Source organism: Mesorhizobium sp. M1338, from assembly GCF_040318045.1.
In the GTDB taxonomy this organism is placed as follows: domain Bacteria; phylum Pseudomonadota; class Alphaproteobacteria; order Rhizobiales; family Rhizobiaceae; genus Mesorhizobium.
This window is the reverse complement of sequence record NZ_JAMYLL010000082.1, coordinates 1-13,669: the sequence shown is the minus strand read 5'-3', so window position 1 is coordinate 13,669 and position 13,669 is coordinate 1. Positions and strand designations below refer to the sequence as shown.

Genomic DNA, 13,669 nt, shown 5'->3' with positions numbered 1-13,669 from the left:
CCGACCATGACGGCGACACGGTACCCGGCTCGCTGACGATCAATGTCGACGACGACACGCCGACGGTGTCGGCCAACGCGGCCGTCCAGCTCGACGACGACGCGCTTGGCGGCAATGCCGACGGTACCGGCGATGTCAATCCCGACACCGCCAACCTGACCGGGACGCTGCTGCACAGCTATGGCGCCGACGGCGCCGGCTCGACGCTGCTGAGCGGTGCTGGCCTGCCGACCTCGTCGGCGGTGAACGGCGACTTCATCCAGGCGCTCAACGCTAACGGCACGGTGCTGACGATCAGCCAGATCCAGAACGGTGTCGCGGTGGCGGTGGTATCGGTGTCGCTGTCGGATACGACGGCCGGCGCCTACACGGTCGCCCAGCTGCATGCCATCGACCATCCGGCGGGCGCCAACGAGAACGACGTGGCGTTCACGGTCGGCTACACGACCACCGACCATGACGGCGACACGGCGCCCGGCTCGCTGACGATCAATGTCGACGACGACACGCCGACGATTACGAAACCGTTCGACGGTGACCGGAACAACCTCACCGGAGACCCGCTTATCGGAACCCACGAGATTTTGGCCAACGTCAACCCCTCCTCAGCCGTCGGAGACTTCGGATACTCCATCGGTGCAGATTCTCACTCGGCCGCATTCTATGGGGCTGGGGGTTCCGACTTTGTCGATCAGGATGGCGACCCTTTGAACGGCATCCAGCTCAGCCTGTTTGGTAACCTCACCGGTCTTGTGCCCAACACGGAGACCCCGTTCATCAGTTCGTACGCGACGCTCCAGCCGGGAGAAGACGCCCACCAGGCAACGTTCAACTGGCAAATCACATACGACAGCGACCCGAACAGTGCAGTGGATCCGCCGGCCACGGCGGGTGGCACCCTCGTCTTCAACAAGGATGCCGACACCTACACCATCACCTTGAACGACGCGCTGGAGGGCTTCACCAAAGACATCCTGCACACCAGTGAACTCCTATCCAAGGAGCCCACGAGCAACGTCGGCCACCCGAACATCGTGGTGGAGAAGCTCTTCGACGCGACTAAAACGTCGGATCCGAACGACGAGGACTTCTTCGTGCAGTTCACGGCGAACTCGACAACCAACACCATCAAGTTCGGTCTTAACACGACCGGGGACAGCGACGACGCGACCCCCAGCGACACCGCATGGAATATCGGCGATTTGGTCACCAACAACCACGAGGATTGGGTATCAGCCACCCAGAGCACGAACGGGGTTGCTGGTGACACCATCCAGAAAGGCGAGTTGCTGACGCTGCGGTTCTTCGACCACAGCCCCACTATCGCCAGCGAGATCATCACCCCGAACCAGACGGCCAACGACATGGCCATCAAGTTCGACGGTATCGGCAACAGCGAGGACCTGATGGTCATCCTCGACCTCGTCGGCGCCGACGGTGTCGGACACACCACGAAGGCGATCTACATCTCGAACGCCGACATCTTCAAGACAGGGCAGGTGCCTGACGCCTACGCCGCCGACTTCCCGCTCGACAACAACGACGGGCTCGTGATCATCGAGAGGAACGACTACAACGGTGCCAACGAGAACTGGGTGATTCAAGGTGCCCAGATCATGCAATCCGGCAACGGGATCACCGGCAACACCACGGCGATCGACCTGCAGCGGGCGACGGGCTCTGATGGTGGTAGCACGACCTTCGCTCTACAAAACTGGGACGCAACGGACAACGACGTGCTGAAGATCGTGGACCTCGGCTTCACCTCGACGCAGACCACGACACCACAGGCGCACCTCGACTTCGGCGTCCAGTTGCAGGACGCCGACGGTGACACGACCACCATCCAACACATTTTAGTGGACGTCATCTGAGCAACGCACTTGGGGGGCGGTTAACACTGCCCCCCAACCGGCAGACCGGCCCCCACCTGCTGTGGGCCGGTCTTTGTCGCCAATTACCATCCCGCTATGACCCGCACACAGTCCAGAGATAATGAAAACGATGAAAACGGCAAATCCACAGCCACCTGCCCTGCAGGTGGTGATGAAAGAGGCCAGACGCGCCATCCGGCCGCTAATCTGGTTCAGCGGCGGCATCAACGTGCTGATGCTGACCGGGGCGTTTTATATGCTGCAGGTCTACCACCGCGTACTCGGCAGCCATAGCCTGGAGACGCTGGTGATGCTGTCGCTGATGGCGCTGGCGGCGCTCGGGACACTCGCGGGGCTGGAAGTGGTACGCGGGCGTCTGTTGGCCAAGGTCGGGTCATGGATGAACGCAAGGTTGGGCCCAGTTCTCCTGACCGCATCGGTGGAATACGCCGCTTCTGCCCCAGGCCAGATCAACGCGCGACCACTGCGCGACCTCGACCAGGTGCGGAATTTCTTGACCAGCCCGAGCATCTTCCCGATCCTCGACGCGCCCTGGGCACCGATCTTCTTCGCCGCTATCTTCCTCATGCATCCTTGGCTGGGCTGGCTGGCTCTTTGCGGCGGGCTCGTGCTGTTCGCACTCGCTTTGCTGAACGAATACATCACACGCAAGCCGTTGACCGAGGCCACAAGCGCTCAATCGCGGGCATACACACAGGCAGAGGCAGCGATCCGCAACGCCGAGGTCGTCCAGGCTATGGGCATGCTGAAGCCCCTGCTGGAGGGCTGGAAGGCGCATCAGGACGAGGCAAACAAAGGACAGGTTCTTGCCGCCAACCGGGGCGGCGTCATTGCGGCCATCGCTCGTTGCCACCGCCTGGCCCTGCAGATGGCCATCCTCGGCCTCGGCGCTTACCTGGTGCTGAAAAACGAGGCTTCACCCGGCATCATGATCTCCGCCTCGATCCTGATGGGCCGTGCGTTGGCCCCTGTCGAGCAAGCGATCGCCACGTGGAAGGCGACGGTCGGAGCGCGTGCCGCTTACCGGCGTCTCACCGCGGTCGCCGGACAGCGTCAGGAGGCCACGCCGGTTCTGCCACTGCCACGACCCAAAGGCAGGTTCGAGGCCGACAACCTTGTGCTTGCCCGTCAGGGCGGCGAACCGATCCTGAAGGGCGTCAGCTTCCAGCTCAAGCCTGGCGAAGCGATGGCGTTGATCGGCCCGAGCGGCGCCGGCAAGACAAGCCTGGCGCGAATCCTTGCCGGCGCCTGGCGTCCGACCGGAGGGCGTGCCTTGCTTGACGGCATGAGCATTGTCGAATGGGCGGCCGAGGACAGGGGTCGACACGTCGGCTATTTGCCACAGGACATCGAGCTCTTCGCCGGCACCGTCTCCGAGAACATCGCCCGGTTTGCGTCGCTCAACCCTGCGGTCTTCAACAATGTGGTCAAGGCCGCGCAGTTGGCCGGCGTCCACGAACTCATCAAGGGGTTGCCGAAGGGCTACGCCACCGAGATCGGTGAAGGTGGTGCAGCACTGTCCGGCGGGCAACGCCAGCGCATCGGGCTGGCGCGAGCCCTCTACGGCGACCCGGCGTTCCTTGTCCTCGACGAGCCTAACTCCAATCTCGACCATGAGGGAGAGCAAGCACTGGCTACAGTCATCGGCGGGCTCAAGGCGGCAGGTACGACCCTGATCTTGATTTCGCACCGGCCAAGCATTCTGGAAAAGGTTGACAAGGTGCTGGTCCTTAGCCACGGCGCACAGGACCTTTTCGGGCCTCGCGACGCCGTGTTCAGCGAACTCGCCAGCCGCGCCCGCAAGGTGACCCAGATGCCAAAGGTAACCCAACTGCCTACCCTCGAAGTGGTCAAGGAAGTCAACGACAGCAAAGAGGTCAAGGAAGCATGACCCGCTCCCCAGCATTGAACGTTGTGCCATTACCCGTCGCGCCGCCCTCCCTTTTGGAACCGGTACCCCTGCGTCTGGCCGGCGTGACGTTCACCGGATTCGCGATCATGTTCCTGTTCTTCGGCGTGGCCGGGGGCTGGGCGGCCCTGGCACCCCTGGACAGCGCCGCGGTCGCACCGGGCGTTGTCAAGGTCGCCGGCGACCGCAAGCTCATCCAGCATCTCGAGGGCGGCATCATCGCGGAGTTGAACGCCGCCAATGGTGATATCGTCAAGGCGGGCAAGGTCCTCATCCGCCTCGATGACACACAGGCGAAGGCGCAGCTTGACCTGGTCCAGAACCGGATAGCGACGCGTGAAGCGCTGGCCGCGCGTCTCAGGGCCGAGCGCGACGGCAAGGCCGAGATCGGGTTTGACCCGGCGTTGCTCGCAAACCCCGCCAAGGCCGTGAAGGACTCGGTGGCCGCACAGCGTGACGTGTTCGCGGCAAAGCACCACAATCTGACGGACGAGCGGGAAATTCTCAGCCAGCGCCGTCACCAGACCGAGGATGAGGTAAAGGGACTGGAGGAGCTCATCGTCACCGAAGACAAGCAGATCGAGGCGATCGAGGGTGAAAGCAAGGACCTTGAGAGCCTACTCAAGAAGGGGCTGACCACCCGCGAACGGAACCTGTTGCTCAGACGACAACAGCGGGCAATGGAGGGGGAGCGCGCCACCAACGTCGCGGCAATCGCTCGTGCCAGAAGCGCCATGGCCGAGATCGACATGCAAGTCTTGAACCTCGACACGGTGCGGCTGAACGAGGCCGTCGATGAGTTGAGCAAGGTCGAGGCGGAGTTGTTCGATCTCGGACAGCAGGAGCGCTCCGCCAGGGACGTGCTTAACCGTACCAATGTCGTCGCACCGGTTGACGGCATCGTCATGGATCTGAAGGTCCATACGGCGGGCGGTGTCGTGAAACCCGGCGAGACATTGATGACGGTCGTGCCGCTCGGACAGCAACTCGTGGTCGAGGCCATGGTCAAACCAGAGGACGTCGAGACGATCGCCCCCGGGCAGCCCGCGCGCGTCAGCTTCCCGGCCTTTGCCCGCTACAACCTGCCGCCGCTCGAGGGCGTCGTGGAGATCGTGTCGGCCGACCGCATGGTGGAGGAGCGCAGCGGGGCACCGTATTTCGCCGCGACCGTTTTGATCGACAAGAGCGAACTCGCCAAGCTGGAGGGCCGCAAGCTGCTGCCTGGCATGTCGAGCGAGACGATGATCCGGACAGGTGCCCGCACCGTGCTTTCCTACCTCGCCGAGCCGATCACGCAGAACTTCCGCCGGGCCATGCGGGAAAAATAATCGTAGGCCGCCCAACGGCCGGGCGCCAGTCTGGACGCCCCGGCCGGGCACAACCGAAAACATCGCACGGGGGCTTTCCGCGACGCAGCCAAGACCGCGCCGGAAGCATATCACAACCAGCGCGGTTACCCCGCAAGCGCCTGTCGCGGCTTGATCTATCGAACGATGTACATCGTTCGATCAGGTATGGGCATTGACCCCAATACTATCGAACTGAGAATGGACGCGTCCTCTTCACTGGCGACATAATGGCGTATGAGGGCCGCTCATCCAGGACGCGACCGGAGTGCACACTGGCAGGTGCACCCCGGGGCTATCGGATGTGTGGATCGTTAGAATCTAACCCCAAGGGGACAACGATCATGGCAATTACCATCACCGATTCCGTCACGCTGGACGAATCTTCCGGACTGCAGAACACCAACGTTGCAATCCCCGGCATCGAGGACAACAACGACAACGATATCCTTGTGACGTCACTGGATGCCACATTCTCCACCCGTCTCTTCACCGACCTCGGGCTGAGCAGCAGTTTCTCCACCACGAACGGTGCGGCGACCAATACCGTGGCCACGCTGAGCGGCGGCTCCACCCTGGAAGGATTCGTCCAGGATGACGGCAGTGCACTGCCCGTCTACGACGTAGTCAGCGGCGGTCCCCCACCCACCACGGTCGCGACCAGTTTCACGACGCTCGACGGCGAGGCTATCTATCTCTGCATCGACAGCGCCAGCGGGCTTGGCGATAACCTGGTGTTTGGCGTCGACGCGTCGGGAGACGTGGTCTTTGCCGCCTACATCACGACCAGTGGATCGGACGTCACCATCTCCATGGTGCAGTTCGAAGCCATCGACAACCCCGATACGACAAATCCCGACGATCCCGTCAATCTCAGCGGCCTTATCGATGTCGCGATAACTTCGCCAAAGGTGTTCAACTTCGACACTCTGCCCTCGGGGCAAAACCTGTTCGGCACGGTCGGCGACGCCGACGCCGCCATCGTGGTCATCGGTCGCGATATCGACCTGAAGGCCGACAACACCTTCACCAATTCCAGCGACACGATCAACACGTCGCAAGGCGGCGGCACCGTCACGATCGGCATCAACAACCAGATGTTCGATGCAGGTGAAGGCGCCTACTTCACCTATGTCACCGATCCGGACCCCAACTATCTGTCGGGCGTTGTCGGCGGCCTCGATCAGAATGAAGCGGACGACCTCGACAACGTGCAGTTCGGCGGCACACTCGATGTTACCGGTGGCTTCCTTGTCATTTCGCAAATCCAGGGCAATACGGACGCAACGCTGACGATCGAAGCCTTTCTGGCTCCCAACGCCGACGGCGCCGATTTCGACACCGCGCTCGGAACCGGCGACGTGATCGACATCACGTCCATCACGGTGACCGCCGACGGGACCGTTTACACCTTCAGCGCCGACGGCACTCAGGACGGCATCACGGTTTCGAACCTGGCCGGCGTCCACGACAAGGTCGAGATCGCGGGCCTCGGCGCCGGCGACAAGGTCGAATGGACGACCGCGACCGATCACAACCAGGTCCTCGTCGAGGACGTCGAGGGCAAATTCGACATCGGCCAGTTCGGATTGACGCAAGGCGTGGTCGAGCATGTCGACATCGGCGACAAGATTCGCTTCGAGGACGACGGCCCGACGGCGGCATTGACCGACACAACAGTCACGGTGCTGCATGACGAGACGGCGGGCGTCGACCCGAGTTCAGACGACCAGTCCGGCGTCCCGCCTGCCGACTTTACCGCGCTCGGGACTGTGCTCGGCTGGGCAGCCAGTGCCTCGGCGGTGGTCACAGCCAATTCGGACTTCGGCACTGACGGACCCGGCAGCGAAACGCTGTCGCTCAACGTCAGCGGCCCGAATGCCGATTCCGGCTTCGGAACGCTGGACGGGCACAAAATCCTGCTCAATCTCGAGGGCGACCTCGTCGTCGGCCGGGTCGATACCCTCGACGATGGCAGCGTCGACAACACCGACGCGGTGGCCATCGCCATCTCGCTCGACGCGACAACCGGCATCCTCAGCGTCGCGCAATATGTCGCGATCGCTCATCCGGACGCCAGCGACCCCGACGATGTGCTGACGATGAACGACGGCGCGCTGCTGGCGGTGGTCGACACCGTTGACGGCGACGGCGACCCCGACAGCACCAGCATCGCCATCGGCGACAAGGTGCAGATCAGGGACGACGGCCCGACTGCGACCGGAGAGCCGGTATCGGCGACGGTGGCGGAGGACGACCTGGCGAGGGCAGACGGCGATTCCTCAGACGGCAACGACGATAACGTTCTACTACTCAATCAGGACGAAACCAGCGGAACGGTGGCGACCCTTGTGTCGTCCGGAACCGACGCGCCGGCGACCTTCAGCCTGTCGACGGACACGTCCGGCCTGGTGAGCCAGAACCTGACCTCGAAGGGCGACACGATCACCTACAGCGTCAACGGGACGGGCGATCTGCTGACCGCCACCGCCAATGACGGGACTGGCGATCGCATCGTGTTCACGCTGGCGCTGGCCGCAACCGGCGGCTACACCTTTGACCTTCAGGACCAGATCGACCACGCAGCCGCCAGCGGCGATGCCGGTACCCTGGCGCTCGACCTGTCGTCGATGCTGGTGGCGACGGATGCCGACGGCGACACGGTGACGCCTGACATCAATGCCTTCGTCATCAATGTCGAAAACGACGTGCCGGTGATCAGCGCGCAGATATTGAGCGGCGTTGTCGACTTCGCGGCCGGCGATTTCGTCAGCAACTCGCTGAACGGCATCATCGGCGCCGACGAGAACACCGCCGACAACCTGTCGGGCGACGGCACCAAGACCTACACCTTCACCGACTATACGACGCCGACCAACGTCTTCCCGACCCTCACGGCGGTGCTGTCGCCTGACAAGACGACGATCGACTATTACTCGGACGCCACGCTCGGCACGCTGGTCTACGACATCGTGCTCGATCAGGACGGCAGCGGCGAGTATACCTTCACCGTCCACGAGAATCCGCCGCCGGCCTTCACCTCGTTTGACTTCAGCGACCTGCCATCGGGCCAGAACCTGTTCGGCGTCATCGCCGCCGACAAGGCGGATCTCGACGGCACCGCTCTACTGGTGATCGGTTCCGACGTGCAGCTCAAGGCCGATGGAACCTATGTCACCAGCGGCGCCAATGCCAGCGACACCATCAACACCTCCAAGGGCGGCGGACCGGTGACGATCGGCATCGGCAACCAGATGTTCGATCCGCACGACGGCGCATTCTTCGTCTATCTCGACAATCCCGACGACGATTCGGTCGCCGGGGTCACTGGCGGGCTGACGCAGAAAACGGCCGACGATGCCGACACCATCGGCTTCCAGGGCACGACCGAGGTGACCTCTGCTTCCGTGGAGATCTCGCAGGTGCAGGGCAATACGTTGGCGACGATGGACATCTTCGCCTACGACATCGACAACGCCATCCTTGGCCAGGTCGACACCGATGCAGAGGCCCGCGCCTTTGCCCTGGATCCCATAGCCGACGCCACCGCGGTCAACATCACCGGGGTCAGGGTGCTCGATGCCAACGGGGACCTGGTCGAAAGCTGGACGGACAGCAATCTGGACGGTGTCTATGAGAAGACGTTCGACATTAATCTGACGGACAGCGTCACCTTCAACTTGGTCTCCACCGGCATCTACAGCGCGCGGGTGTCCGGCCTCGGCGCCAAATACACGGTCGAGTTCGACACCGAAACCGGGCACGACGTGGCCGACATCGAGGCTGTCGCCGGCAAGTTCGACATTGGCGGCTTCAACCTGCTGCAAGGGCAGGACACGCCGGACCAATCGTTCGACTTCGCTGTCCAGATCACCGACTACGACAGCGACGTCGACGGCGGTACCGCCGATGCGTTCGCCAACTTCTCGGTCGGCGTCGACGGCACCGGTGTCTTCGACGACGGCATTGCCTGACACGACACCGGCCGGACGCCAGACTCGACGCTCGGCCGGACACTACAAAGCATTGAACCCCGGGGGCTACCGTGACGCAGCCAAGACCGCAGTTCCAGGACGTGATGCATCTGGCACGGCGCCAGGCACCCGCCCTGCTCCTCTTCAGCCTGCTGGCCAATATTCTGCTGCTGGCCAGCACCGTCTACATGCTGCAGATCTACGACCGGGTGCTGTCGAGCGGCTCGATCGACACGCTGATGTGGCTGACCGTGGCGGTGATCGGCGCGATCGCCGTCTATGGCCTGCTGGAACAGGCCCGCCGGATGATCCTCGGGCATATCAGCCAATGGCTCGACGACCAGCTGAGTGTTCCTGTGATCGAGCGCGCCATGGAGGCTCGCCTCGTGGGCGGCAACGGCGTCGAGGCCGGCCTGAAGGATGTGTCGGATCTGCGCGGTTTCGTTGGCGGTGACGGCATGCTGACCTTTCTCGATGCGCCGTGGACGCCCGTCTTCCTGATGTTCATGTGGCTTCTGCACCCGGCATTGGGCCTGGTCGGAATTGCCGGAGCGATCCTTTTGTTCTGCGGCGCGCTCGCCAATGATTTCCTCACCCGTCACAGGGGCCAGGAAGCGGCGGCGGGGCTGCGTCGAAACCAGGCCGCGGCCGGTCAATACATCGATGGCGCCGAGACGCTGCGCTCACTCGGCATGTCCGAGCCGGCGCTGCGGCGCTGGGGGGAAAGGCAGCAGTCGTTGATGGAAATCCAGGCGCAACTGCTCGGGCGCACAACGACCATCGGCAGCCTGTCGCGCTCGCTCCGGCTGGCGCTTCAGGTGGCGGTGTTGGGGCTTGGCGCCTATTTTGTCCTGCATGGCGAACTGACCGCGGGATCGATGATTGCCGCCTCGATCCTGCTGAGCCGGGCGCTGGCGCCGATAGAACGCTCGATCGGCGCCTGGCGCGGCCTGGTTACCGCCCGCACGGCACGCCGCAACCTGATGCGGCTTTTCGCCGACACCGGGTCGATGCAAAACGCCTGCGTGAAGCTGCCGCGCCCGCAAGGGCGGCTGAGGCTCGAGAACCTGAACTACTATGCGCCGGGAGCGCCGCAGGCCCTCTTGAACCGGGTGGCCTTCAGTGTCGAGGCGGGCGAGACCTGCGGCGTGATCGGCTCGTCGGGTTCCGGCAAGACCACGCTTTGCCGCCTCATTGTCGGAACGCTGCGTCCGTCGCTCGGCCATGTCAGACTGGACGGTGCGGAGGTATCGAGCTGGCCATCCGACCAGCTGGGCATGCATATCGGCTATCTGCCGCAGCAGGTCGAGCTGTTCCCCGGCACGATCGCCGAGAACATTGCACGCCTGCGCGACGTCGACAGCGGCGCGGTCGTCGCCGCGGCGCAGCTTGCCGGCATCCACGAGATGATCCTGCGGCTGCCGAACGGTTACCAGACCGAGGTCGGGTCACGTGGAGCTCGGATATCGCGCGGCCAACGTCAGCGCATCGCGCTGGCCCGGGCGCTGTTCGGCGATCCGGCGCTGGTGGTGCTCGACGAGCCGAACACCGGCCTCGACGGCGACGGCGAGATGGCATTGTTCAACGTGCTTCGACATCTGAAGGAACAAGGCCGCACCGTTATCCTCATCAGCCACCAGACCAACCTTTTGCGCACCGCCGATCGTGTCGTCTTGCTCCAGGACGGCTGCATCTCGATGTTCGGCACGCGCGACGAGGTGCTCGGCGCTCTGGCCGGTCAGGCCAAGCGCATCGCCGTGCCGGCATCCGTGCGGGACAAGATCGCCGCCAATGTGCCGGCACAGCTGAAGGCAGTGGAGTGAACCCATGGACGATCGATTTGGCGATCTGTCGACGATGCTGGACCTGCTGATGGTCAGCCTGCGCGACATGGTGGACAAGCTGACCATCGCTCTCGGAGATCTGACGGGCGCGGCCTCGAGCTGGTTCGACGGGCTGGGCCTGCCTGCACGTATCGCGGTGGCGGCAGCGGCAGCCGCGCTGCTTCTGCCTATCCTTGCCAACTTCTTCCGGCGGCGATCGCATGCATTTCGCGCCAGCAAGTGCGATCTGAAGCAGCGTACGCGGCCGGCGCGCATGCTGGGCTACGTCTCGGCGATCGGTTTTGTCGGCGGCATCGCGGTCTGGTCAAGCGTGGCGCTCCTGGCAAGCGCCGTCGTCGCCAACGGCGTCGTCAGCCCGGAAGGCTACCGCAAGACGGTCCAGCATCTGGAGGGCGGCATCATCGGGGCTATCCATGTGCGGGAGGGCGACAAGGTCAGTGCCGGCCAGATCCTGATCAGCATGAAGACGACCGACGCACAGGGCCGCTACGACGAGCTGCAGGGGCGCTACATCCGTCTCCTGGCAGCCGAGGCGCGCCTGCTTGCGGAACTTGCCAAGCAAGACCAGATCATCTTTCCCAAAGAGCTGACGTCGATCGACAGCGAGATCGCCCGAAAGGTGGTTGTCGAGGAGCAGGCGCTGCTCAACAGCCGCCTCGCGACCCGCGAAGGTCGCGAGCAGATCCTCAACAAGCGCATAGCGCAGATAGAAGAACAGATCACGGGATCGAGGGAAGTGATCGCGGCGCAAGGCGAGCAGCTCGGCCTGATCGACCAGGAGATCGGTTCCGCGACGGTGCTCTACAAGAAGGGACTGGAGCGCCTGCCGCGAATCCTGGCTCTGCAGCGAGCCCAGGCCGACATCCGGGCCAACCAGGCGTCGAACCGGTCGCAGGTCGCGCGCAACGAGCAGCAGATCGGCGAGACCAATCTGCAGCTGCTCAATCTACGCCAGCAGGACAGCGAGAGCGCCAATGAGGACCTTGCCAAGGTGCGCGGCGACCTGGCCGAACTGCGCAGCCAGCTGCCCTCACGCCAGGATGTGCTGACCAGGACCGACATTGCCGCGCCGATCGCGGGAACGGTGATGAACCTGCGCGTGACGACCGAATCCGGTGTGATTTCAAGCGGCCAGGCGCTTCTCGATATCGTTCCTAACGAGCCCAATCTTGTCATCGATTCCAGGATCAAGCCGGCCGATATCGACATGGTGCATCCCGACATGCCGGCCCGCGTGGTGCTGTCGGCCTATCCGACCAGGCACCTGCCGCAGATCCATGGCTTGCTAACCTCGGTGTCGGCGGACCGGCTAACGGACGAGAGGACCGGAGAGCCTTATTTTCTCGCCAAGGTCAAAGTCGATACCGCCGACCTGGAAAAGCTGCACGACGTCCATCTGTCGCCCGGCATGCCGGCGGAAGTCATGATCCTGACCGGCGAGCACACGCTGCTCGACTACATGCTGGCGCCGGTTCGCGACTCGCTCAATCGCGGGTTCAGGGAGCATTGATGCAGGTCGCCCAAAAGTGACCTCGGTTTTGGGAGAACGACATGTATAGAAACAATGACCTAACTAGGCGGGTCGCCTGAATCCGTTCAGACGCGGCACGCTTTAGCCCCTACGGCCGCTGCATCTGGCATTTCCCCGGGCTTTGAATAACCCTCGCGCCGACGCCCGACGATTGTCAGCTGTGGAGATGCGTCAATTCAAGCGCGGCTCCATCCCGGACGCCGGCCATGCGTTGCTCGGCGGACCGGAACATGTCCTCGAACTCCACCTCGTTTTCGAATATCACGCCGCCGACTTTGACGCTCAGCGCATCCTCGGTCCCTTTTGGTGCGAAATAGACTTGCGCGATACGCGACCGGATACGCTCGCCGATTTCGCTGGCTTCCGCTTCGGTGGCGCCCGAGAGGAAGACCCCGAACATCGAAGCCCCTATACGTCCAACCAGATCCTCCGCGCGCACCGACGATCGTATGGTCGAGGCGACCAGCCGCAAGGCCTCGTCGCCCCATTCAAGGCCAAAGCGCAGGTTGATGGACCGCAAATCTTCCGAATGGATGACCAGGAAGGCGCCCGATTTGGGACCCGGCGCCGATGGCCTTGCTGTTCTTCGTTCGACCATCGACGTGAACACCGCTCCGTTCAGGCAGCCTGTCGTGGTGTCGAAGGTTGCCGACTTGTCGAGTTCCCGGCGATAGCGGCGGACCTCGATCTGCTTCAATCCGACGAACAGAAAAAGCGGAACGCCGAGGATAACAGGCAGCAGGATCGCCGTGATCATACTGCGCCCAAATGGTGTCAGCGCCTCCGAGAACAGCAGCAGATAGTTGAGGCCGACGGAAAAGGCCAGGATTCCCATGGTTCCCAGAAAGGTCAGCCAAGCGACGCCTTTCCATCCCTGGGCGGTGGTGGTCGCCGTTGTCTTTGTCACTGGCCGATCTCCTGTGGATGGGCTTGTATAAGGCCGGTGTGTTGCAATTTCAGTTTCAAGGAACCTTGCAATTTAATCGATTGCGCGATGACCCCATGAAAGGCTGCGGACGAAATGGTTCGCTCCCAATGCATGTCGCCCAAAAGTGACCTCGGTTTTGGGAAAACGACATGCATAAAAACAAAGACCTAAAGCGCGGAGGCCGGAGAAGATTTATTGTTTATGGGGGGGCGGGGTGAGGGGAAAGGGGGCCCGGGGGCGGT

General features: G+C 63.0%; 7 protein-coding genes. 6 read left to right on the top strand and 1 reads right to left on the bottom strand.

The annotated features are described in order from the left end of the window. The 6 genes from NKH19_RS31800 to NKH19_RS31775 form a co-directional block, all read left to right on the top strand. The coding region (locus tag NKH19_RS31800; RefSeq protein ID WP_502911090.1) for a DUF5801 repeats-in-toxin domain-containing protein at nt 1–1,874 on the top strand (1,874 nt) is incomplete at its 5' end. Between the two features lie 130 nt (nt 1,875–2,004). Next, on the top strand, nt 2,005–3,786 hold the full coding sequence (locus NKH19_RS31795) for a type I secretion system permease/ATPase (protein WP_352873673.1): 1,782 nt from the start codon (nt 2,005–2,007) through the stop codon (nt 3,784–3,786). Next, complete coding sequence (locus tag NKH19_RS31790; RefSeq protein WP_352873670.1) at nt 3,783–5,132, top strand: HlyD family type I secretion periplasmic adaptor subunit; 1,350 nt, start codon at nt 3,783–3,785, stop codon at nt 5,130–5,132. The genes NKH19_RS31795 and NKH19_RS31790 overlap by 4 nt, the downstream gene beginning before the upstream one ends. Before the next feature lie 362 nt (nt 5,133–5,494). Continuing rightward, nucleotides 5,495–9,124, top strand: coding sequence for a DUF5801 repeats-in-toxin domain-containing protein (locus NKH19_RS31785; protein ID WP_352873669.1), 3,630 nt, complete (start codon nt 5,495–5,497; stop codon nt 9,122–9,124). 71 nt (nt 9,125–9,195) lie between these two features. Next, on the top strand, nt 9,196–10,947 hold the full coding sequence (locus tag NKH19_RS31780) for a type I secretion system permease/ATPase (RefSeq protein WP_352983680.1): 1,752 nt from the start codon (nt 9,196–9,198) through the stop codon (nt 10,945–10,947). 4 nt (nt 10,948–10,951) lie between these two features. Further along, nucleotides 10,952–12,478 carry an HlyD family type I secretion periplasmic adaptor subunit gene (locus NKH19_RS31775; RefSeq protein ID WP_352873666.1) on the top strand — a complete coding sequence of 509 codons (1,527 nt, stop codon included), beginning with the start codon at nt 10,952–10,954 and terminating at the stop codon, nt 12,476–12,478. Nucleotides 12,479–12,653: 175 nt separating this feature from the next. Here NKH19_RS31775 and NKH19_RS31770 read toward each other — a convergent pair whose 3' ends face one another. Next, nucleotides 12,654–13,406, bottom strand: coding sequence for a GGDEF domain-containing protein (locus tag NKH19_RS31770; RefSeq protein ID WP_352873665.1), 753 nt, complete (start codon nt 13,404–13,406; stop codon nt 12,654–12,656). Nucleotides 13,407–13,669: the final 263 nt, after the last annotated feature.

Bases quoted from the DNA above. Each gene is read 5' to 3' on its own strand.
- NKH19_RS31775 (WP_352873666.1), top strand. From the start codon at position 10,952: ATGGACGATCGATTTGGCGATCTGTCGACGATGCTGGACCTGCTGATG.
- NKH19_RS31795 (WP_352873673.1), top strand. From the start codon at position 2,005: ATGAAAACGGCAAATCCACAGCCACCTGCCCTGCAGGTGGTGATGAAA.
- NKH19_RS31785 (WP_352873669.1), top strand. From the start codon at position 5,495: ATGGCAATTACCATCACCGATTCCGTCACGCTGGACGAATCTTCCGGA.
- NKH19_RS31790 (WP_352873670.1), top strand. From the start codon at position 3,783: ATGACCCGCTCCCCAGCATTGAACGTTGTGCCATTACCCGTCGCGCCG.